At 71.8% G+C, this 22,936-nt stretch carries 10 protein-coding genes; 6 read left to right on the top strand and 4 right to left on the bottom strand.

Annotated elements, in window-relative coordinates; all coding sequences use genetic code 11:
* The first annotated feature begins 711 nt into the window (after nt 1–711).
* From HND91_RS04290 to HND91_RS04275, 4 genes are all read left to right on the top strand, one after another.
* Nucleotides 712–912: a hypothetical protein gene (locus HND91_RS04290; protein WP_181705308.1), complete on the top strand. Its 201-nt coding sequence runs from the start codon at nt 712–714 to the stop codon at nt 910–912.
* Nucleotides 913–978: 66 nt separating this feature from the next.
* Nucleotides 979–2,592 carry a peptide chain release factor 3 gene (locus HND91_RS04285; protein ID WP_181705307.1) on the top strand — a complete coding sequence of 538 codons (1,614 nt, stop codon included), beginning with the start codon at nt 979–981 and terminating at the stop codon, nt 2,590–2,592.
* Nucleotides 2,593–2,878: 286 nt separating this feature from the next.
* Nucleotides 2,879–10,429 (top strand): type I polyketide synthase, encoded by a 7,551-nt coding sequence (locus tag HND91_RS04280; protein WP_181705306.1) that lies wholly within the window; start codon nt 2,879–2,881, stop codon nt 10,427–10,429.
* Nucleotides 10,429–11,802, top strand: a complete 1,374-nt coding sequence (locus tag HND91_RS04275; protein WP_181705305.1) for an aminotransferase class I/II-fold pyridoxal phosphate-dependent enzyme — start codon at nt 10,429–10,431, stop codon at nt 11,800–11,802. Before HND91_RS04280 ends, HND91_RS04275 begins: the two co-directional genes overlap by 1 nt.
* A gap of 77 nt (nt 11,803–11,879) precedes the next feature.
* On the opposite strand, the gene HND91_RS04270 is transcribed toward HND91_RS04275, so the two are convergent.
* Nucleotides 11,880–12,368: a Pycsar system effector family protein gene (locus tag HND91_RS04270; protein ID WP_181705304.1), complete on the bottom strand. Its 489-nt coding sequence runs from the start codon at nt 12,366–12,368 to the stop codon at nt 11,880–11,882.
* A 159-nt stretch (nt 12,369–12,527) separates the two neighbouring features.
* On the opposite strand from HND91_RS04270, the gene HND91_RS04265 reads away from it, so the two are divergent.
* Together HND91_RS04265 and HND91_RS04260 are read left to right on the top strand one after the other, a co-directional pair.
* Complete coding sequence (locus HND91_RS04265; RefSeq protein WP_181705303.1) at nt 12,528–16,133, top strand: TonB-dependent receptor domain-containing protein; 3,606 nt, start codon at nt 12,528–12,530, stop codon at nt 16,131–16,133.
* A 3-nt stretch (nt 16,134–16,136) separates the two neighbouring features.
* Complete coding sequence (locus HND91_RS04260; RefSeq protein ID WP_181705302.1) at nt 16,137–18,089, top strand: CHASE2 domain-containing protein; 1,953 nt, start codon at nt 16,137–16,139, stop codon at nt 18,087–18,089.
* Nucleotides 18,090–18,194: 105 nt separating this feature from the next.
* On the opposite strand, the gene HND91_RS04255 is transcribed toward HND91_RS04260, so the two are convergent.
* The 3 genes from HND91_RS04255 to HND91_RS04245 all read right to left on the bottom strand — a co-directional run bounded on the left by HND91_RS04255 (nt 18,195) and on the right by HND91_RS04245 (nt 22,916).
* Complete coding sequence (locus HND91_RS04255) at nt 18,195–20,696, bottom strand: cation:proton antiporter (RefSeq protein ID WP_181705301.1); 2,502 nt, start codon at nt 20,694–20,696, stop codon at nt 18,195–18,197.
* 133 nt (nt 20,697–20,829) lie between these two features.
* The gene (locus tag HND91_RS04250; protein ID WP_181705300.1) at nt 20,830–21,618 is read right to left on the bottom strand and encodes an SDR family NAD(P)-dependent oxidoreductase; all 789 of its coding nucleotides are present in this window, start codon (nt 21,616–21,618) and stop codon (nt 20,830–20,832) included.
* The gene (locus HND91_RS04245) at nt 21,615–22,916 is read right to left on the bottom strand and encodes a capsule biosynthesis protein (RefSeq protein ID WP_181705299.1); all 1,302 of its coding nucleotides are present in this window, start codon (nt 22,914–22,916) and stop codon (nt 21,615–21,617) included. Before HND91_RS04245 ends, HND91_RS04250 begins: the two co-directional genes overlap by 4 nt.
* Nucleotides 22,917–22,936 lie beyond the last annotated feature (20 nt).

Genomic DNA, 22,936 nt, shown 5'->3' with positions numbered 1-22,936 from the left:
GATATGGACGCCCGGCGTCCCGAGGTCCTGTCCGATGGCGCCCTGGCGGGTGACGCCAGCCGTCCGCCGGTGCCCGCTCGTGGCGAGCATGGGTAATCAGCATTCGAACGGAATGAACGGCTTAGCGCGAGATCTTCGCCCGGATCGCGAGGGAAAGCTCCGTCGAAGGCCCGGCCGTCCGCACGCTGGCGGCGGTGGGAGGCCGCGGCTCCGCCGGAGCCGTCCGGCGCCCCGCGGCAAGGTGCCCGGGCCCCTGCCCTCGCGCCGTCCGACGGCGGCGCGGCACTTGCCCGGCGGCGCCGCTTGGGCTCGCCGCCGAGGCCCCCTTGTTTCGCCGCGACCTTTCACGATCCGTTAACGGCTCCGGCGAAAGTGGACGGTTCTGAAGCGATAGCATTGTACCGAACGGCCCGCTCGGGACTTATCCTGTCGTCCGGTCACGCGCCAAGATGCTCGCCCGCACCGATTTCGCGGGACGAGCCCACAACACCATAGCGTCGACGCCCGACATCGACATTTTCGAAGCATTCGTTTTTTGCGGGATCGACATTCATGCCGCGCGCAGAAATTCCAGACGACGGTCTCTCCTCGCCGGGCGGCGAGGGGGGCAGGTCAGCCGATGTCCTGAGGGTCTTGCGCCTCCTCCTCACGGCGGTGGAACTGTCCGGGGACGACGGACTGCGGTTGACAAACGACTCGCCGCTTGTTGGTTTGGCCCGAACCCTGGTGGGCGGCAGCGGCGCGGACCACCATTCCACCCGGACGGCCATGATGGCCCTGCGGGATCTGGTCTGGCGCGTGGACAGCGCCCGCGCCCTCCTTGAACAGCGTCTGGACGCGGCGGGCCGGATGGAGCTTGCCGCGCTCTTGACGACGGACGACATACACGTGTTCCTCAAGCAGGAGCCCTGACCCGAGCGCCCGTCTCCGGCGCCGGGCGGACGCCCGGCGGAACGCATCCGGAGACCATGGACCATCATGACGAGTGAAACGGCCGGCGGCGGCGCCACCGATCCCATTAAGGCGGAGGTGACGCGCCGCCGCACCTTCGCGATCATCTCGCACCCGGACGCCGGCAAGACCACCCTGACCGAAAAGCTCCTGCTGTTCGGCGGCGCGATCCAGCTCGCCGGTCAGGTCCGCGCCCGCGGCGAGAACCGGCGCACCCGGTCGGACTGGATGAAGATCGAGCGCGATCGCGGCATCTCCGTCGTGACGTCCGTGATGACGTTCGAGTATGGCGGCAACGTCTTCAACCTCCTCGACACGCCGGGCCACGAAGACTTCTCCGAGGACACCTACCGCACCCTGACGGCGGTGGATTCGGCCGTCATGGTGATCGACGCGGCCAAGGGCATCGAGGCGCGCACGCGCAAGCTGTTCGAAGTCTGCCGCATGCGCGACATCCCGATCGTCACCTTCGTGAACAAGCTCGACCGCGAGGCGCGCGATCCGTTCGAGACCCTGGACGAGATCGAGAAGACGCTCGCCCTCGACACCGCTCCCATCACCTGGCCGGTGGGCTCCGGCCGCGACTTCCTCGGCACCTACGACCTCAGGACCCAGCGCACGCGGCTGATGAACGAGAAGAGCGACGACCACGCCGACGAGATCGGCGACAACGCGCTCAACGCGCTCCTGGCCGAACGCCACCTGGAGCCGCTGCGGGACGAGATCGAGCTCGCCCGCGAGGGGACCGCGCCGTTCGACCTGGAGGCCTTCCGGGAAGGTCACCTCACGCCCGTGTTCTGGGGATCCGCGCTCCGCAACTTCGGCATCAAGGACCTCCTCGACGGGCTCGCGGCCTTCGCGCCGCCGCCGCGCGACCAGGCGGCGGACGTGCGCACCGTGAAGGCCGAGGAGGAGCGCATGACGGCCTTCGTGTTCAAGATCCAGGCGAACATGGATCCCAACCACCGCGACCGCATCGCCTTCATCCGCCTGTGCTCGGGCAAGCTCACGCGCGGCATGAAGGTGAAGCACTCGCGCACCGGCAAGACCATGAGCCTGCACACGCCGCAGTTCTTCTTCGCCCAGGAGCGGCAGCTCGCCGAGACCGCCTTCGCCGGCGACGTGGTCGGCATCCCGAACCACGGCACGCTCCGGATCGGCGACACGCTGACCGAGGGCGAGGACATCACCTTCGTGGGCGTACCGAGCTTCGCGCCGGAAATCCTCCGGCGCGTGCGCCTGGAGGACGCCATGAAGGCCAAGAAGCTGAAGCAGGCGCTGCAGGAACTCGCCGAGGAGGGCGTCGTCCAGGTGTTCCGTCCCGTGGACGGGTCCCCTGCCCTCGTGGGTTTCGTCGGCGCGCTGCAGCTCGACGTGCTGCAGAACCGGCTCGACCAGGAATACGGCCTCCAGGTCGGGTTCGAGGGCAGCCAGTACAACATGGCCCGGTGGATCGGCGGCGAGGACCGGGACATCGCCGACTTCCTGGCCACGAACCGATCGTCGCTCGCCGAGGACGTGGACGGCGACCCGGTTCTTCTTGCTACCTCCGGTTATGCCTTCAACTACATCCGCGACAAGTGGCCGAAGATCCGCTTCACCGACATCAAGGAGGTTCAGGCCCGCCAGAAGGCGGCCTGAACCTGATTCGCGCTGCGACCCCGTTGCAACACCGGCGACCCGGCAACGGGGTCAAGCCCCGCTTTCAGCTTGAACCGCCCGACTCCATAACCGATGCTGCTGCTGCATACGTGGCACCGCAACGACAGTTTGCAGCGCAAAAACCCGGTTGCGGAGCTTGCCGTATCGCCGTAGTGAGTGGATTGTGGGTGCGGCGAACCTCGTCATTATTGCCGATCGCGAACCTTGGCCAGTCGCGACCGCCGTTTGCCGTCGAAGAGAATAAGTGCAGCCTTCACGGGGATCCATGACGAGCACTCCGCGCGACATCGCCATTGTGGGCTACGCCTGCCGCCTTCCGCAGGCCGATACGGCCGACGAGTTCTGGTCCATCCTGGAGCGCGGCGAGTGCGTGGTCGGGGAAATCCAGCCCGGCCGCTGGGCGCTGAACCGGTTCGGCCACCGCAACCGCAAGGCCGCGGGCAAGAGCTACACGTGGCGGGCCGGCCAGCTCGACGACCCCTGGGGGTTCGACCCCACCTTCTTCGGCATCTCCCCGCGCGAGGCGATCCAGATGGATCCGCAGCAGCGCATCCTCCTCCAGGTGGTCTGGGAGGCCCTGGAGCACGCCGGCCTGCCCGCGTCCCGGCTCGCCGGCACGGAGACGGGCGTCTACGTGGGCGCGTCCAGCGTCGACTACTCGAACCGCTTCGTGGTGGACCCGTCCGCCATGGACATCCAGATGATGACGGGCAACACCCTGTCGATCGTCTCCAATCGCATCTCCTACATCTTCGACCTCAAGGGCCCGAGCTTCACGGTCGATACCGCCTGCTCGTCGTCGGTGGTGGCGCTCCACGAGGCGCTGGAGGCCATGCGCTCCGGCCGGATCGACACCGCCATCGTTGGCGGCGTCAACATGCTCCTGTCGCCTTTCGCCTTCGTGGGCTTCTCCCGCGCCTCCATGCTGTCGCCGACCGGCCTCTGCCGCGCGTTCGACGCGGACGGCGACGGCTACGTGCGCTCGGAGGGTGCGGTCGCCTTCGTGCTGAAGACCATGGACGCCGCCCGCGCCGCCGGCGACCCGATCCGGGGCGTCCTGGTCGGATCCGGCATCAACTCGGACGGCCGGACCGTCGGCATGTCGCTGCCGTCCGCCCAGCAGCAGGCGGCGCTCCTGCGTCACGTCTACGACCGCTTCGAGATCGACCCGGCCGGCCTCGCCTATATCGAGGCCCACGGGACCGGCACCCGCGTGGGCGACCCGGCCGAGGCGCAGGCGCTCGGCGAGATCCTCGGCCGCAAGCGCGGCGAGCGGCTGCCGGTCGGCTCCGTCAAGACCAACATCGGCCACCTGGAGGCCGCGTCCGGCATGGCGGGCCTTCTCAAGGCCCAGCTCGTGCTGGAAAAGGCGATGGTGCCGCCGTCGCTGCACTTCAACACGCCCAACCCGGACATCCCGTTCGACGATCTCAATATCGAGGTGGTCACCGCCGCCCGGCCTCTGCCGGCCACCGGCACGCCGCTCCACGTGGGCGTCAACTCCTTCGGCTTCGGCGGCGCGAACGCCCATGCGGTGATCCGCCAGCCGGCGCCGCATGAGGTCGCCCGCGAGCGGGCGCCCGGCAAGGTGGCGCCGCTCGTCGTCTCGGCGCAGTCGCCGGACGCCTTGAAGGCGCTGGCGGCCGACTACCGCTCCCGCCTCGACGACGCCGACACGCCGGCCGCGGCGCGGATCGCCAACGCCGCCGCCTTCCGGCGCGACCGGCTGGACCACCGGCTGGTGGTGCTCGGCGGCACCGCCGACGAGCTGCGCGACGGCCTGGACCGCTGGCTCGCCGGTGAACGCGGCATCGACCACGTGTCCGGCCGGGCCACGGCCCGCACCGCGCCGGTGGCGTTCGTGTTCTCCGGCAATGGCTCCCAGTGGGCCGGCATGGGCCTCGGCGCATACCAGAGCGACGCCGCCTTCCGGACCGCCTTCGACACGGTCACCCGCCTGTTCATGCGCATCGCCGGCTGGTCATTGCTGACGACGCTGTTCTCCGAGGACCTAGAGACCGACATCGAGCGGACCGAGGTGGCCCAGCCGCTGCTCTTCGCCATCCAGGTGGCGACGGTGGAGGCCCTCGCGGTCCGCGGCCTGAAGCCCGACATGGTGGCCGGCCACTCGGTCGGCGAGGTCGCTGCGGCCTGGGCCGCCGGCGCCCTGTCGCTGGAGTCCGCCGTCTTCCTCATCCACGTGCGCTCGACCCAGCAGGAGGTGACCCGTCACCTCGGCGGCATGGCGGCGCTTCTGGTGCCCCTGGCGGACGCCCGCAAGGCGCTTTCGGAAAACGGCTTTTCGGACATCGAGATCGCGGCGGACAACAGCCCTCGGTCGCTGACGCTGTCCGGCACCAACGAGCAGATCGCCGAATTCGCCAAGGTCGCCAAGAAGAACCGCTGGGCGATGCGCAAGCTGAAGCTCGACTATCCGTTCCACTGCGCCCTGATCGATCCCATTCGCCAGCCGCTCGTGAAGGCGCTCGCCACGCTGCAGCCGCACGAGACGCGCCTGCCCTACGTCTCCGCCGTGACCGGCGACGTGGTGGAGGGCGCGGCGCTCTCCGCCGACTACTGGTGGCGGAACGTGCGCCAGCCGGTGCTCTTCCGGCAGGCGGTGGAACGCCTGTCGGAGCTCGGTGCCAAGGTATTCGTGGAGATCGGCCCGAAGCCGGTGCTCCAGGCCTATGTCACCGATAGCCTTGCCGGTGTCACCCGGCCGGGCGTCGCGGTGCCGACGCTCGACAAGGCGGACGAGACCGGCGGCGACGTCATCGGCCACATCGTGGCCCGCGCCCTCGTGGAGGGCGCCCGGATCGACGACAGCCGCTTCTTCGGCGCACCCGCCGCCGTCGACGTGGATCTACCGCGCTACGCCTGGCAGAACCAGCCCTTCCGCATCGACCACACGGACGAGGCGGCCGACGTGTTCGGCGCCGGCGACGACCATCCCATCCTCGGCTTCCGCATGCGTCGCGGGTCCGGCCCGTGGATCGCCGCCATCGACGCGGACATCGTGCCCTGGCTGGCCGACCACAAGGTGGAATCCTCCACCGTGTTCCCGGCCGCCGGCTTCGTGGAGGCCGCTCTCGCCGCCGCCGCGGCCGTGTTCGGCGGCGCGCCGGTGGAGATCCGCGACTTCGACATCCTCCGTCCGCTGGTTCTGGAAGCCGACGAACCCGTCGAGCTTCGGACCGAGGTGGACCCGGACCGTCACGTGGTGGAGATCTCCAGCCGTCGCCGCCTGAACGGCGACGACTTTGCCCTCCACGTGCGCGCCCGCATCGCCCGTCCGCCGGTCGCGACCGCGGATCCGGTGGCCGTGCCGGCACCGACCGGCGAGAGCCTCGGCGCGGACGCGCTCTACGACCTCACCCGCCGCTTCGGCCTCGACTACGGCCCCGCCTTCCAGCGCGCCGTCTCGGTCACGCCGATCGACGACCGATCCCTCTTCGTGGCGCTGTCCGCCGACCAGGCGGACTCGCTCGACGACGCCGGCATGGTGCTGCACCCGACCCTGCTCGATGCCAGCTTCCACGGCCTGTTCTACTTGATTCAGAAGTCCTTCGGCGCCGCCGGGGACAGCGCCTACCTCCCCGTCCGGATCGGCGACCTGCGGGTATACACCCCCGGCGCCACGCCGGCCGGCGCGATCGTGACCGTCACCAAGGCGTCGCCCCGGTCCGTCGAGGCGAGCTTCACGCTCGTCGCGGCCGACGGCGCGGTGGTCGCCCGCGCCACAGGCGTGCGGTTCAAGGCGGTCCTCCTGTCGCGGGCGGCCGACCCGGACGAGTTCGTGCTCACGACCACCGCCCTCCGGCTCGCCGATGAGACCGACGCGGTGGAACTGCCCGAGTCCTGGGCCGATCCGGCCGCGCGCCTCGCCGCGCTCGGCCTCTCCGCTCCGGAACCGGAGGACCTCGACGACGGGGCCCTGCTCGTGGACGCCGGCAGTCGCGCGCTCGCCTATGAGGCCGCCGCCCGGTTCGCGAAGAACGGCCTGATCGATCCGGCCGCGCTCGTCGCCGAGGGCGCGCTCGCGGCCTCCGCGCTGCCGCTCCTCAATCGCCTGATCGACGCTCTCGACGAGGACGGCGCCGTGGAGCGCTCCGACGCGGGCGTGACGCTTGCGGCCGAGTCCCCCTATCCGACGTCGGACGCCGTGATCGCGACCCTCGTGGCCGCCCACCCGCAGCGGATCGCGGAGGCGACCGCGCTCGTCCGCCTGCAGGCAGACCTGCCGCGCCGCCTCGCCGAGGGTCTGGCCACGGACGGGGCCGCCCCGCTCGGCGCCGGGCTCGCCGATCACCTGGAGACCACCGCGCCCGTCACGCTCGCGCTCAACGAAGGCGTGGCCACGGCGGCGCTCGATCTCGCCGCGTCCTGGTCGGCGGACCGCGCTCTGCGCATCCTCCTCGTCGGCCCCGAAGCCGCCGCCCTGTCCCGGAGACTCGCCGCCGTCCCGACCGTCGGCACCATCGTGGTCACCGATCCGCAGGCCGGCCGCGTCGACCGGATCCGCCTGGACCTCGCGTCCGGCGGCGTCATCGAGGTGGCCGACTTCGACCGGATCGCCGGCGCCGGCGAGCCGCGCCTGTTCGATCTCGCCATCCTGTGCGACCTCCTCGGCCGCCCTGACGGGAACGAAGCCGTCGAGGCCGTCGCGGCCCACCTCTCCTCCGGCGCCGTCGTGCTGTCGGGCGAGGCGGACCCGAGCCTCTTCGCCGACCTCACCCTCGGCCTGTCCGCGCGCTGGTGGGCCGACAGCGTGGACCCGTCCTACCCGGTCGGGCCGCGCCGCACCGGCGCCGGTCACGCCTCTTCCCTCGCGACGCTCGGCTTCACGGCCACCACGGCGGTCGACCTCGTCGGCGGCTCCACCCGCGCCTCCCTCATCGTCGCCCGGGCGCCGCTCCGCACGGCCGTCGCGCCCGAAGCGCCCCAGGACCCGATCCTGGTTCTCGTCGACCGCGAGCCGGCCAGCCGCGCCTTCGCCGACGCGTTCGCCGCGACCGTCGCGGCGGAGGGCCGCCCCGTGCGCGTGGCGGTCGCCCGCCGCGCCACCGACGGCCGCTACGCCCTGGAGGCGGTCGACGCCGGGTCCGACGCGGACCTCCACGCCCTGATCTCCGGCTCCTCCGTCAAGGACCTCGTCTACGCCCCGTCGCCGTCCACGGCCGGCGAGGCCGACGCGCTCGACGCCGCCGAGGCCCGCGTGCTGACCCTCCACGGCGTCCTCAACGGCGGCATGAAGCCGCCGGCGCGGCTCTGGATCGTCGCGCCGGGCGGCTCCGGCATGGCCGGCCGGACTGCTCGCCCGGTGGAAACCGCTGTCTGGGGCCTCGGCCGGGTGCTCATGAACGAGTACCCCGACATCGAGACCCGCCTCGTGGATCTCGCCGTCGCCTTCTCGCCGGCGGAGGCCGCCTCGCGCCTCGACGCCCTCCTCGCCGCCCCCGGGGCGGAGCGGGAACTGGTGGTGGACGAGCGCGGCGCCGCCGCCGTGCGGATCGTCTCCGGCCCGTCTCTGACCACCCCGGCGCTCGCCGCCACCATCGACGGTCCCGCCGGCCGCACCCTCGCCATCGAGCGGCAGGGCACCCTGGACGGCCTCGTCTGGCGGACGGTCGCCCGCCGGGCGCCTCAAGCCGACGAGGTGGAGATCGAGGTGGCTGCCGCCGGCCTCAACTTCCGTGACGTGATGTGGGCCCTCGGCCTCCTCCCCGAGGAGGCGCTGGAGGACGGCTTCGCCGGCGCCACCCTCGGCATGGAATGCTCCGGCGTGATCACCCGGGTCGGCCCCGCCGTCCGCCGGTTCAAGCCGGGCGACCGGGTCATCTCCTTCGCGCCCGCCTGCTTCGCCACCCACGTGGTGGTGGCCGAGAAGGCCCTCGCCCCGGTGCCCAGCACCGTGGACCTGGAAGCCGCCGCCACCATCCCGGTCACCTTCCTGACCGCCTGGTACGCCCTCGTCGAACTCGCCCGCCTGGAGGAGGGGGAGACGGTGGTGATCCACGGCGGCGCGGGCGGCGTCGGGCTCGCGGCCCTGCAGATCGCCCTGTCCCGGGGCGCGCGCGTCATCGCCACCGCCGGCTCGCCGGACAAGCGTCGCCTCCTCTCCATGCTGGGCGCCGCCCACGTGCTCGACAGCCGCTCCCTCGCCTTCGCGGACGAGGTGATGGCCCTGACCGACGGCAAGGGCGCCGACGTGGTGCTGAACTCCCTCTTCGGCGAGGCCATGGAGCGCAGCCTGGAGGTCCTGAAGCCCTTCGGCCGGTTCGTCGAGCTCGGCAAGCGCGACTACTACGCCAATACCCGCATCGGCCTCCGGCCGTTCCGGCAGAACCTCTCCTACTTCGGGGTGGACGCCGACCAGCTGCTGACCCGCCGGCCCAAGCTCACCGAGCAGCTCTTCCGCGACCTGGTGGAAAGCTTCGAGGCGGGCGTTCTCACCGCCCTGCCCTACCGGGTGTTCAAGGCCGAGCGGATCACCGAGGCCTTCCGGCTGATGCAGCAGTCCGGCCACATCGGCAAGATCCTGGTCCTCCCGCCCGAAGCCCCGGCGAAGGCCGTGGGCCGCCCGGCGCGGATCACCGGTGACGGCACCTATATCGTCGCCGGCGGCCTCGGCGGCTTCGGCGTGGAAACGGCGAAGATGCTCGTCCGCCGGGGCGCCCGGTCGATCGTGCTCACCAGCCGGTCCGGCACGGTGTCTCCGGTCGCCGCCGAGGCGATCGCCCACATGGAGGCGGCCGGCGCGCGCGTGCTCGTCACCGCGACGGACATCACCAGCCGCGACGCGGTCGACGCGCTCCTCGCCCGGATCCGGGCGGATCTGCCGCCGCTGAAGGGCGTGCTCCACACCGCCATGGTGCTCGACGACGCCCTGTTCCAGAACCTGGACGGGCCGCGCATGCGGGCCGTCATGGCGCCGAAGATCGCCGGCGCCGCGGTCCTCGACGCCGCCACCCGGGGCGAGGACCTGGACCTCTTCGTCCTCTACTCCTCGGCGACCACGCTGATCGGCAACCCGGGCCAGGCTCCCTACGTGGCGGCCAACGCCTATCTGGAGGGCCTTGCCCGCGCCCGGCGCGCAGCCGGCCTGCCGGCGCTCGCCATCGCCTGGGGGGCGATCGCCGACGCCGGCTATCTCGCCCGCAACGCCGACGTGAACGACATGCTGTCCATGCGTCTCGGCAAGCAGGCGCTGACCGCCAAGGCGGCTCTCGCCGGCCTGGAGCTCGCCCTCGACGCGGGCCTCGACCAGCCGGTGATCGCCTATGCGCGGATCGACTGGGCCGCCGCCCGGCGCGAGCTCGCCATCATGCAGACCCCGCTCGCCGCCCGGGTGGCGGTGGCCGCGGCGGAGGCCCAGGGCGACGGCGCCGGCGACGGCCAGCTCGCCAGCCTGATCGAGGGCCTCGACCACGGGGCCGCCGTCAAGCTCGTCACCGAGTCGCTCGCCGGCGAGATCTCGCGCATCCTCCGCCTGCCGGTGGAGGACATCGACCCGTCCCGGCCGCTCACCGAGATCGGCATGGACAGCCTGATGGCGCTGGAGCTTCGGATGGCGGCCGAGCAGCGCTTCGGCATCGACATCCCGCTCCTGTCGCTGGCCAACGGCGCGGCGCTCGGCGACATCGCCCGGCGCATCGTCGACAAGGCGGGCGCGGCCGGCGGCGACGACGCCGCGTCCGCGGACAGCGAGCTGGCCGCCGCCCGCCATGTGGGCGAGGAGATGGACGACGAACTCGCCGCGGTCGTGAGCGCGATCGAGGCCCAGTCCACGAGCGTGAAGAGGCTGACCGGCTGATGGATGACAAGCGCACCTACGGAGGGATGTCCGGGGCCGCCAAGGACGCCCTCCTCAAGGGCCTGCGCGCCGCGAGCCAGAACCGCAAGGTCCGGCCCGACGCGCCGGCCCCGGCGCCGGCCGTCCGCAAGGCCGCCGCGTTCGACTTCTCCACCCTGGACGACTACAAGCAGCTGCGCATCCAGCGCGCGGCGGCGGACATGATGGGGATCGAAAATCCCTTCTTCCGCGCCCACGACGGCCTCGCCGCCGGCACCAGCCTGATCGACGGCCGGCCCTACCTCAACTTCGCGTCCTACAACTACCTCGGCCTCAACGGCCATCCGCGCGTGACAGACGCCGCCAAGGCCGCCGTGGACCGCTACGGCACGTCCGTGTCGGCGAGCCGCGTCGTCGCCGGCGAGCGCCCCTTCCACCGGGAACTGGAGGCGGCGCTCGCGGCCGTGCACGGCACCGAGGCCGCCGTCACCATGGTCAGCGGCCACGCCACCAACGTCACCACCATCGGCACCCTGATGGGGCCGAAGGACCTGATCCTCATCGACGCGCTGATCCACAACTCCATCGCGGAGGGCGCCCGCCTGTCCGGCGCAGCGCGCATGACCTTCCCGCACAACGACTGGCAGCACGTGGACGACCTGCTCGCCAAGGTGCGGCTCCAGTACGAGCGGGTGCTGATCGTCATCGAGGGCCTCTATTCCATGGATGGGGACTTCCCCGACCTGCCCCGCTTCGTGGAGGTGAAGAGCCGCCACGACGCCTGGCTGATGGTGGACGAGGCCCACTCCCTCGGCGTGCTCGGCGCGACCGGCCGGGGCATCCACGAGGCCCAGGGCGTCAATCCGGCCAGCGTCGAGCTCTGGATGGGCACCTTGTCGAAGACGCTCTCCGGCTGCGGCGGCTACATCGCCGGGTCGGCGGCGCTCTGCGAGTACCTGAAGGTGAAGGCGCCCGGCTTCGTCTATTCGGTCGGTCTCTCGGCACCGCTTGCGGCGGCCGCGATCGCGTCGCTCCAGGTGATGACGGCCGAGCCAGAGCGCGTCAAGGCGCTCCGCCGCAATGGCGAGCGCTTCCTCGCCAAGGCCCGCGACGCCGGCCTCGACACGGGCCTGTCCGAGGGCTACGCGGTCGTGCCGGTGATCGTGGGCGACAGCGCCCAGGCGGCCGTCCTCGCCGACCGGGTGTTCAAGCGCGGGCTCAACGCCCTGCCGATCATCTACCCGGCCGTGCCGGAAAAGTCGGCCCGGCTGCGCTTCTTCATCACCAGCATCCACACGGCCGACGAGATCGACCGGGCCGTCGCCATCACGGCGGAGGAGCTCGCCGGCATCCGGCGCACCGGCTCCGTGCTCCGCCAGCTCGTCGCCCGCTGAGATCAGGCTCGCAAGGTCCCGACCGGTCCGGCCATTGCGTGCGCCGGCAAGCCTCAGATCCCATCGCCGCCGAACAGTCAGGAGATCGCCAGCACGGCGAAGTGGGCGAGGAGCGCGACGGCCAGCGCCCGGAAGGCCAGCGCCACCAGCCGGTACTTGGTCCGGCAGATCGCCGCCAGATGGGTGATGTTGGTGCGGTATTCGTTCATCAGGAAGTCCAGGTCGCCGCGCGCCTCGGCCTCCTTCAGGGCGAGCGAGGAGGCGTCCCAGCTGCCCCAGAACAGCGAGGATCCGCCCTCGCGCCGGCGCGGCATCACGACGAGGATCGCCGCCATGGCGGCGGTCAGCAGCGACACGGCCGCCAGCGCCGAGCAGGCGATCACCGGCAGGGGCGCGCCCACGTAGCGGTGCAGCGTGAACATGTCCCGCGCCTCGGACGACCAGATCAGCAGGGCCAGCATGAAGGTGAAGATGTAGGCCGCCTTCTGGTCCGCTCCGCGCACCTGGTCATAGAAGGTTCGGTTCACCTCCTTCAGATGATCGAAGTATTCGTCCTTCGTCGCCATCGTCCGTCGTCCGTCCTGGTCCGGCGCGATGCCCGTTCGCAACGCTCTCCGGATTTCGCCCGGAAAGCCGCGGAGAGCCGCGATTCCTCGCAATTGACAGCCTGAAGTGGCCCCCGTCTATTGATCCGACTTATAGGCGATGGCTGAACATTATCCACCATGTATTCCTTTCGTCTCGGCGGCGCGCTCGCGGCCGCGCTCTTGGCCCTGCCGGCGCTCGCGGAGCCCGTGCCGCGGCCCGATCCGAATGCCGGCGCGGTGATCGCCGTCAAGTCCGGCGAGGAGATCACGTTCGTCGAGGCGCCCGGCTGGCGCGGCGTGGATCCGACCCAGGTGGTCCTCTCCGGCGACACCCTGCGCACCAATGCCCTCGGCCAGCTCGCCATCCTGTTCGCCGACCGCACCCAGGTGCGCATCGGCCGCAACACCACGCTCGTTGTCAAGGACGTGCGCGCCAACGGCGACGCCCGCCTTCAGCTGCAGCAGGGCGCCATCTGGGCCCGTGCGGCCCGGGGCGGCGCGGGCGTGACCGTGGAGACGCCCGCCGCGGCGGCGGCGGTCCGCGGCACCGACTGGTCGCTCACCGTCGCTCCCGACGGCCGGACCGCGCTCATCGTGCTGGAGGGCGCGGTCGAGCTCTTCAACCCGCAGGGCTCCGTGCTGGTCCGGGAGGGCGAGGCCGCCACGGCCGCCATCGGCGAAGCGCCCACCAAGGTCGTGCTCGTCCGGCCCAAGGACCGCGAGCAGATGCAATTCTACGTGTCGCTGCGCGGCGCGTTCAGCTTTCTCTATCCGAGCACCCTGCCCTCCCGCCGGGCCGTGGCCGAGCACCGGCGAATCGCCGCCGTGCCGGCGAGTCTCAGGACCGCCGAGGATCTCGTCCTCGATGCCGAACTGACCCTGTCGCTGGACGGCCCGAAAGCCGCCGAGGCCGCCATCGCCGCCGCCCGCCGCGCGCGGCTCACCCCGGCCCAGAGCGCGCGGGTGGACCTCGTGGAAGGACTCGCCCTCGGCTCCCGCACCCGCTACGCCGAGGCGGCCGCGCTCCTCCAGCGCGCCCAGCCGCGCCTCGATCCGGAACGCCGGGGCGTCGCCGCCTATTCGGCCTATATCGCCCGCTCGCTGGCTAACCCCAGCCGCGCCGAGCCGCCGCCGCCCGTCCGCGGCGGCGGGCCGAACACCGCGCTCGCCGAAGCGTACCTGGACGCCTTCGTGAACGGCACGCCGGCGGCCATCGCCCGGCTGGAGGCGGCCGAGCGCCGCCATCCCGACGAAGCCCTGCTGCCGGCCGTCCGCGCCCAGCTGGCGCTCCTGGAAGGCGACCGGGAGGGCATGAAGGCCGCCGTGGAGCGCGCCGTCGCGCTCGACCCGGACAATCCGGTGGTGCTCCTCGCCCGCGCCCACTACAGGGCCGAGTTCGAGCGCGACCTGAAGGGCGCCGAGGCGGACCTCCTCCGCGCCCGCGAGCTGCAGCCCGGCAGCACCTCCGTCTGGGACGCGCTCGGCATGCTCTACGCCGAGCGCGACGACAGCCACCAGGCCGAGGCGGCCTACCTGAAGGCGATCGAGCTGGAGCCGGAGGACGCGCTCCCTTATGCCAACCTGGCGTTGATCTACCTGGACCAGAACCGGCTCGATGACGCCAAGGCGGCCATCGACAAGGCGCTGGCGCTCGACCCGTCGCTCCACGTGGCCTACACGGCCCTCGGCCGCTGGCACCTGCAGCGCGGCGAGAACGATCTCGCCCTCCAGAATCTCCTGAAGGGCTCGACCGCCAATCCGGCCGCGTCCAACGCGCTCCTCCTCCTCGCCGCCGCCTCCTACCAGACCGGCGACGCCGAAGCCGGGCGGCAGGCCATCGACAACGCGGCGCGGCTCGATCCCTTCGATCCGCTCGCGCCCGTGTTCGCCACCAAGCTCGCCCTCGACGAATACCGGGCCGACGACGCCATCCGGTCCGCCCGCGAATCGGTCCGGCTCGCCCGCGGCCGGGGCGGCGACTTCGCCTCGCTCGCGGCGAGCCGCGAGGAGGGCTCCACGGTCGCGGAGGCCTTCCGCTTCCTCGATCTCGACGCCTGGGGCCGCTACTACAGCGCGGCGGTGTTCGACCCGTTCGAAGCCGGCGGCTACATCGACCAGTCGATCATCGGCACCACCGACCCGGTGTTCGACGCGCCGACCTACGATGGAACGCAGCCGTCGTTCGGGTCCGGCACCAAGGCCTTCTCCAATCTCGTCCAGGGTCTCGCGCTCGATCCGCTGGCGGTCGCCTCGCCGCGTCGGCGGGTGCAGATCGTGCGGGCGCCGTTCGTGGAGGCGAGCGGCGGCGGCGGCTTCATCGTCCGCGACGAGAGCAACGGCAAGATCGGCTTCGCCGAGGTCCAGGGCTATTCGAACGCGCCCATTCCGGTCAGCTTCGTGGCCAATGTGGAGCGCCGGCTGACCGACGACACGGACGGCATCACGACCGTGGGCGAAGGCGGCCTCACCGGCACCGTCATCCTGGGCGCGGAGCCCTCGCCGGACGATCGCATCATCGCGATGGGCATCCTCAGCGACAACGACACGCCCTATGTGGGACCCGACACCGACCGCAACCCGTTCAACGGCCGGCAGGCGACCGTCGGCCAGGGCGTGCTGGCCTGGAGCCACACCTTCGCCCACCGGAACGTGCTCACGACGGCGGTGTCCGCCACCACGGCGGAGCAGCGCACCCGCCAGTTCGGCCTCGTGCCCTTCGGCGGCGGCAGCCTGCTCGCCCGCGACACCACCGACGAGGACAGCGACACGCTGGTGGGGTCGATCGCCCATGCGGTCGGCTTCGGCCCGGTGACCGTGCGCTATGGCGCCGACGCCGGCATCCTGAAGACCACCCGGAGCATCGGCCGGGCGATCTACGTGCCTGACCCGGTTGAGATTTCCGAGGGCCGTGTAGATGCCGAATACCGCCTCGGCCGCGCCTTCCTCGACGTCCTCGCCAAGCCGACCGACGATATCGGCCTGGAGGCCGCCGTGTTCGGCACACTCCTCGACGGCGAGGGCACCGACATATCGCGCCTGGAGCCGCGCATCGGCGCGAGCTGGTCCTTCTTCGAGGGGCACTCGGTCCGCGCCATGGCGGCGCGGGAAACCACCCTGCCGACGCTCGTCACCCTGTCGCCCGTGGGCGTGCTCGGCCTGGAGGCCAACGAACCGTCCGTGGGCGTCGGCGGCCAGGTGGACACCGTCGCGGTCCGCTGGGACGCCGAATGGACCGAGCGCTTCTTCACCTCCGTGGAATACCAGCACCAGGACCTCGACGGCGTGAGCCTCACGGTGCCCGGTTCGCTCACCGGGATCGCCCTCGAAAACGGCTCGATCGACCGGGTGGCGCTGACCGCGAATGCCTGGATCGGCGGCGGTTTCGGCGCTTTCGCGACCGTCGCCTATGCCCGGTCGGACAACGGCCTCGACGCGCCGGGCTTCGACGACGCCATCCCGTTCGTGCCGGACATGGCCGCCCGGGCCGGCATCACCTACGCTCATCCGTCCCGGGTGCGGGCGACCCTGTCATCCACCTACGTGGGCGAGCGCAGCGGCGACCTCGCCGGGACCGAACTGGACCCCTACGTGACCTTGGACGCGAACGTCACCTGGGAGCCGCTGGACCGGCGCTTCCAGCTGGACCTCTCGGTCTACAACATCCTGGACGAGGACTTCGACGTCGCCCCCGACACCCCCGGCTGGGGCCGTACGGTCGTCGGCCGGGTCGCCGTCCGGTTCTGAGCGATGGCGGGCGCCCGCGGAGGCCGGAGGCGGGCGGCCGCGGTGGCGGCCGTCGCCCTGGTCGCCAGCCTGGTCGGGGCGCTCCTCACGGCGGTGCCGACCTGGCGTCTCCTGGACGCGCGGATCTTCGACCTCCTGGTCACCGCCGCCCCGCCGGATCCGTCCGGCGAGGTGGTGGTGGTCGCCATCGACGAGCCGTCCTTCGCGGACGTGGGCCGACAGTGGCCCTGGCCGCGATCGATGCACGGGCGGCTGGTGGCGGCGCTGCGGGAGGCGGGCGTCAAGGCGATCGGGCTCGACCTCATCTTCGCCGAGCCGTCCGCCGACATGGCCGACGACGTGGCGCTCGCGGCGGCGCTCGGCCCGGACGTGGTGCTCGCCGCCGACGAGACTCTGATCGAGCAGCCGCAGGCCTCCAGCGTGGTGCGGACCGAGCCGCTGCCGGAGTTCACCATGACGGGCGCGGTCGCAGGTCTCGCGTCCGTCCTTCTCGACGGCGACGGCGTCATCCGCCGGATGCCGCCCTACGAGGACGGGTTCGCGCGCCGGCTCGCCGATCTCGCCGGCGAGATCCCGCCGGTGCCGGCCGGGGCGCTCGTTCCGGCCTTCGGTCCGGCGCGGACCATTCCGACCGTGTCCTACTACCAAGCCCTTGATCCGGCTGCGTTCCTGCCGCCTGATTTCCTGAAGGACAAGATCGTCCTGGTCGGCCTCAGCCTGCAGTCGGCGGCCTCGGCGGACGCCGGCGGGGCCGATGCGTTCGCGACGTCCTATACGACGCGGACGAACCAGCTGACCTCCGGCGTGGAGGTGCAGGCGACGCTTCTGGAGACGCTCCGGCGCGGGCTCGCGATCGCGCCGGTGCCGGCCTGGGCGGAGATCCTGCTGATCGCCCTGGCGGCGATTTCGGCGGCGGCGTCGGTGCTTACGGGCACGAGTTGGCGCACGGTGGCGGCGGGTCTCGGGCTGGCGCTGCTTCTCGTCGGCGGCAGCGCGGCGCTGCTCCTCCTCGGCCGGATTTGGGTCTCGCCGGCGGCGCCCATGGTGACCGTCGCGCTCGCCCTCGGGCTCGTGGGGGCCCGCGATTTCGTGGCCGAACGGCGGATGCGGCAGATGGTGACGCGGGCGTTCGAACACTACCTGGCACCCGATCTGGTTGAACGGCTGGCCCGCGACCCGGCCGCCCTGAAGCTCGGCGGCGACCGGCGGACGCTGACCGTGCTGTTCTGCGACGTTCGCGGATTCACCTCGATAGCGGAACGACTTAAGGATGACCCCGAACGCCTCACGACCCTCGTCAACCGCCTCCTCGACCCGCTTTCGGAGGAGGTGTTGAAGCGCGGCGGCACAATCGACAAGTACATCGGAGATTGTGTGATGGCCTTCTGGAACGCCCCTTTGCCCGATCCGGACCATGCGGTTCATGCGGTGGAGGCGGCGTTGGGGATGGTGGAGGCGGCGCGGCGTTTCGATGAGCAACTGCGCCAGGAAGCGGACCCGTCGGGACAGCCGCTGCCCTCGATCGCGGTCGGCGTTGGCGTCAACACGGGCGACTGCGTGGTCGGCAACATGGGGTCGACGGCGCGATTTGACTATACGGTCCTAGGGGATGCGGTGAATCTCGCATCCCGGCTGGAAGGCGCCTCGAAGGACTATGGCGTGCCGATCGTGCTCGGGGAGGAGACGCGGGCCCGTGTGGCGGGGATCATGCCGGTGCTGACGCTCGACCGGATCGCGGTGCGCGGGCGCACGGAGCGCGCTCCGATCGCGACGGTTCTCCCCGCCCACATGGCGCCCACACAGGCCGATGTGGCCCGGCATGAGGCCCTCATCGCGGACTTTGTCGTCGGAAAATCGCCCCCCACACACCCGCGTGTCGCCGACATGTCGGCCGCGATCCCGGCGCTCGCGGATTTCTACCGCCGCCTCGCCGACCGCAGCCGCCCGACGGGCTGAGCGTCGCCGGTCGACCCCCGGCCGGCGACCGATCGGCAGGTTGTCCCCACAGTTGTCCCCGAAGTTATCCCCACTATGATCCCCAGGTTATCCCCAGCCGCCGGATCAGGGTCCGTCGGCGACGGCGGCGATGTTCTGGCGGCGACGCTCCTCCGCGACGCGGCGCATGTGCGCCTCCAGGACCGGATGCCCGGCGAGCATCTGGTCGAGGTCGCGCCGGGAGAGGGCGAGCAGGGAGCAGTAGCCGATGGCGGTGACGGTGGCGGATCGGGGCAGCCGGGTGAGGAGCGCCATCTCGCCGACGATGTCCCCCCGGCCGAGCCGGATCTCGCTCCGGCCGGTGTCCACCGAGACGGCGCCGGAGGAGATGAAGTAGGCGGTCTCGCCCTTCTCGCCCCGGCGGATGAAGGTCTGGCCGGGAAGGACGACCACCGGCTTGAGAAGCCGGGCGATCTCGGCCCGCTGCTCCGCCGTGAAGTCGGCGAAGAGCGGCGTGCGGGCGACGAGGACGGCGGTGTCGAGGCCGAGGTCGAGGGCGAGGCGGCCGGCTGTCCGCGCCTGCGCCGCCGCGATCGAGCGGGCGAGGTCGCGGTGCACCTCGGCGTTGACGAGGCCGTTCTCGTGGAGGGAGTCCACGTGCCGGGCCTCCAGGGCTAGGCCGACCCGGGCGAGGAAGCGGCGCTCCAGGGCGTCCGCGTAGTCCGGGTACTGGAGCCGGAGCGCCTCCATGGCGCGGTTGACCGCGGTCCGGCGCTCGCCGAGGACCCGCCGGACGGCGTCGCCGGTCTCGGTGCCGAACACGGGCGTGACGTCCTGCTCGACGAAGGGCAGCACCTGGTCGAGGACGATGCGGGTCTCCATGAGGAGTTCGAACCGGTCCTCCAGGCGACGGGCGAGGAAACGGTCGATGCCGAGCCGGGCGTGCACCCGGTAGGCGAGGTGGTCCCGCCAGGTGAAGGCGAGCCGCTTCTCGGCGAAGGCCCGGTAGCCGGCGACGCCCTTGAGCCGGGCGGCGTCGAGGAAGCCGCGGGCCTGGGAAAGCAGGCGATCGACCAGGTCCTGGCTGACGGTGCCCTCCCCGGCGTGCTGCAGCACGAGCTCGCGCTCCCGCCCGGCGACGGCCACGAGGGCGAGCGCGAGCCGGTCGTCGGCGCCGAGGAGCGTGGTCGTCTCGGCGGCGGTGCGCGCGGACGCGCCGCGCGCCCGGTAGGCCTCGACGAGATCGGCGGTGGGGGCGGAGTCGAGCTGATGCCGGGCCGCCACGTCGGCCACCCGGTCGGCCACGTGCGCATAGGCGACGGCGACCGCCCGGTCGCGCAGGACCTGATCGACGGCGGTGAGCCTGTCGAGCCTGAGGCTGCGCATCAACGGACGGAGGGTGAGCCCCTGGACGAGGAGGGTGAACAGGGTGAAGCCGGTGGCGAGCACGGCCACGAAGCGCGCCACTTCCGGCGGCATGGCGGCGTTCTCGGTGACGGCGAGCGCGAGCGCCAGGGTGGCGGCGCCGCGAAGGCCGCCCCAGAAGATGACGAGCCGGTAGTCGCCGGAGACGGGCGGCGACAGGTTCGCGGCGGTGAGGAGCGGCAACACGCCGAACAGGATGATCCAGCGGGCCGCCAGGGACGCGACGATCACCACGCCGAGGAGGAGGACGTCGTAGGCGTCGACGCCGCCGAGAAGGCGCGGGATCAGGATGGAGGCGAGGAGGAAGATGAGGCTGGAGAACCAGAAGGCGAGCTGGTCCCAGATGTCCTTCAGGTAGCGCCAGGCCTCCGGGGTCATGCGCGCCGGGCCGGCGCTCGCCAGGGTGAGGCCGGCGGCCACCACGGCGATGACGCCAGACAGGTGGAAAAGCTGCTCGGCGACCACATAGGCGAGATAGGGCAAGGCGAGGCTGAGCGAGACCTCGACCAGGCGGTTGTCGCCGACGACCCCGATCAGGCCGGCGGTCGCCCTCCCCGCCACCACGCCGACCACGGCCCCGCCGAGCGGGATGACCAGGAAATCGAGCGCCACCAGAGTGCCGTCCACCGCCGCCGTGGAGGTGAGGAGCGCGGAGAAGACCACGAACATGGTGATGGCGGCCGCGTCGTTGAGGAGGCTCTCGCCTTCCACGAGGCGGACGAGGCGTTCGGGCGCGCCCACGTCCTTGAAGATGCCGATCACCGCCACCGGGTCGGTGGTGGCCACGATGCAGCCGAGAAGGAGGCAGGCGGCGAGGGAGACGCCGGCGACGGGCCAGAGGGCGAAACCGATGGCGAGCGTCGCCACCACGACTGCGATGACCGCGAGCATGAGCACCGGCACGCCGTCCTCGGCGAGCTGGTGGATGTCCATGCCGAGGGCGGAATGGAAGAGCAGCGTCGGCAGGAAGACGTAGATGAAGATGTCCGAGCCGATCGGCAGGTCGGCGAAGAAGCGCGCGGTGGCGTTGTCCGCAGGCACCACGCCGCCGTGGATGAGGACCGTCGCGACCAGCCCGACGCCGACGCCGAACCCGGCGAGCACCACGCTGGACGGCAGCCGGACCGCGCGCGCGATCGGCTCGGTGAGCGCCACGACCACGAGCAGCGCCGCCATGACGAGAACCAGGGACGGAACGTCCATCGTAAGATCCCCCCGAAGGGCGACGGTCTCCGCCGACGCCCTCGCCCGCCCGGCTCCCCCGCCGGCGGACGCGCAATCAAAGGGGAAGTGGTAGCTGAACCGCGGGAAGCCGCCAATTGTCTGATTTAGGACGTCACCGCCCGTCGTCGGGGGCCACGTCGGCCTCGAAAGGCTTCATGGTGAGGTCGGAGAGGGCCGGCGGGAGGAGGTTGCCGAGGAAGATGCCGAGGGCGAGCGGGAACGGGAAGGCGATGACGCGCCGGCCCTTCTCCAGGCGGCGGACGATCAGCCGGGCGGCCTTCTCGGCGCTGATCTCGAACGGTCGGGCGCCGCCGTGGCGGGCCGACATGGGCGAGGTGACGAAGCCCGGGTACACGAGGGTGACGCCGACCCCATAGCGGGCGAGCCAGCCGCGCAGCGCCACGCCATAGCCCCGGACGGCCGCCTTGGTGCCCGAGTAGGACGGCATGTCCGGCAGGGCGCGCAGACCCGCCAGCGAGGACACGAGGGCGATGCGCCCTCCCCGCCGCGCGATGAGGCGCGGCAGAAGCGGCTCCACCGTGTTGAGCATGCCGCCGTAGTTGATGTCGAGGAGCCGTCGGCTGACCCCGGGCGCTTCCGGCCCGCGCCCCGGCGCGAGGCCGGCCGAGACCCCGGCGTTGGCGATGAGAAGGTCGACCGGGTGCCGGTCGTCGAAGGCGAGGAGCGTGGCGGCGAGGGCTTCCGCGTCGCGCACATCCACTAGCGCGGTGTCCACGTTGGCGCCGGCCCGCCGGCAGCGGTCCGCGACGGCGGCGAGGCGCTCGGCGTCGCGCCCGACGAGGAGAAGCGCCCGGCCCGGAGCGGCGAGCTCCAGGGCGAGGGCTTCACCGATGCCGCTGGAGGCGCCGGTGAGCACCACGGACGAGAAGCGGGACGTCATGGCAGATCCCTTTCGGCTGACCATTCGGCAAGCCGGCGATAGGGCGGGTTCGACCGGTCCTGCGGGGCGATGCGGGGCAGGCGCTCGCCTTCCTCCAGGATGCGGGCCGCCACGTTGGCCGCGCCGATCGCCATGGCGCGCTCGGCCGTGAAGCCGCCGCGCACCTGGGTGGTGTGGGCGAGGACACGGAGGAAGTCGCGCGCAAGCTCCGGATCCGGCGCCTGGGCCTCGCGCCAGAAGCGGGCGAGCGGCCCCTCGAAGGCGAGGCCCGGCACGTCGAACACGGCGTTGCCGAGGGCGATCAGCGGCGCGCCCTCCCGCAGGGCCGCGATGCCGACGGTGGAGTTGACCGTGACGACGCCGCGGGTGATCCGCAAGAGGGCGTCGAGATCGCCGCCGTCGATCACGTGGACCCGGCCCTCGACGCCGGCCGCCCGCGCCTCGCGGGCGATGCGCCGGCGCCAGAAGGCGAGCGCGTTGTCGAGCGGGTGGATCTTGAACAGGAGGTCGTCGCCGGCCGGCGCGTTGCGGGCAAAGGACCGGACGATCCAGCGGACGGCGTCGGTGAGGTGCGGGAACGGACTGTGGACCCGGATCTGGTAGTCGGTGGCGAGCTGGAGGGGGACCAGCCAGAACGGCCGGCCGGACGCCGCCATGGCCTTCAGCACCCGGTCGCGGTGCCGGCGCTCGGTGCCGGCGAGCGCGAACTTCAGGAGCCAGCCGCCGTATTCCACCAGCGGGTGGTAGATGGCGTGGTGCCGGTAGTGGCAATAGGCGACCGGGTTGAGGACCACGTTGCCGATGTTGGCGATCACGTCCCAGACCGCGTAGGTGAGGAAGCTCGCCTCGGCGATGGGCTCCACGGTCGGATCCGGCAAGCCGGGCGCGAGGGCGCGGATCGCGTCCGGATCGCGCGGCACGTGGGAGAAGGTGGACATGCCGTCCCGCTCCACGGTGAGCCAGTCGGGCCGGAAGTAGCCGTGCTCGACGGCGTGGACCCGGATGCCGCGCCGATGGGCCTCCTCGATGGCGACCGCCTGATAGGCCCGGCAGTCGCCGAGGAGGGCGAGATCGGTGACGCCCTCGCGCGCGAGATGATCGGCCACGAAGGGACGCCAGTCCTCGAACCGGCCGCGGAACGAGACGGCGCCGGGCAGGCGCCAGCAGAGCTCGTCGGACACGGCGAGGTTGATTCGCCGCACCTGATGCCCGGCGGCCGCCACCTCGGCGCCGACCCGCGCCATGAAGGGCGAAGCGGGGCCTTGCAGGAAGAGGACGGTGCGGGGCGGAGCGGTCATGAGCCTCGGTCTGGCGCGGT

It is taken from the genome of Chthonobacter rhizosphaerae (genome assembly GCF_013839525.1).
Lineage (GTDB): Bacteria > Pseudomonadota > Alphaproteobacteria > Rhizobiales > Pleomorphomonadaceae > Chthonobacter > Chthonobacter rhizosphaerae.
Note: the sequence above shows the minus strand (reverse complement) of the source record. Positions and strands in the feature narration are given on the sequence as shown.

Coding starts and splice junctions, on each gene's coding strand:
- HND91_RS04275 (WP_181705305.1), top strand. CDS start 10,429: ATGGATGACAAGCGCACCTACGGAGGGATGTCCGGGGCCGCCAAGGAC.
- HND91_RS04265 (WP_181705303.1), top strand. CDS start 12,528: ATGTATTCCTTTCGTCTCGGCGGCGCGCTCGCGGCCGCGCTCTTGGCC.
- HND91_RS04250 (WP_181705300.1), bottom strand. CDS start 21,618: ATGACGTCCCGCTTCTCGTCCGTGGTGCTCACCGGCGCCTCCAGCGGC.
- HND91_RS04255 (WP_181705301.1), bottom strand. CDS start 20,696: ATGGACGTTCCGTCCCTGGTTCTCGTCATGGCGGCGCTGCTCGTGGTC.
- HND91_RS04285 (WP_181705307.1), top strand. CDS start 979: ATGACGAGTGAAACGGCCGGCGGCGGCGCCACCGATCCCATTAAGGCG.
- HND91_RS04270 (WP_181705304.1), bottom strand. CDS start 12,368: ATGGCGACGAAGGACGAATACTTCGATCATCTGAAGGAGGTGAACCGA.
- HND91_RS04280 (WP_181705306.1), top strand. CDS start 2,879: ATGACGAGCACTCCGCGCGACATCGCCATTGTGGGCTACGCCTGCCGC.
- HND91_RS04245 (WP_181705299.1), bottom strand. CDS start 22,916: ATGACCGCTCCGCCCCGCACCGTCCTCTTCCTGCAAGGCCCCGCTTCG.
- HND91_RS04260 (WP_181705302.1), top strand. CDS start 16,137: ATGGCGGGCGCCCGCGGAGGCCGGAGGCGGGCGGCCGCGGTGGCGGCC.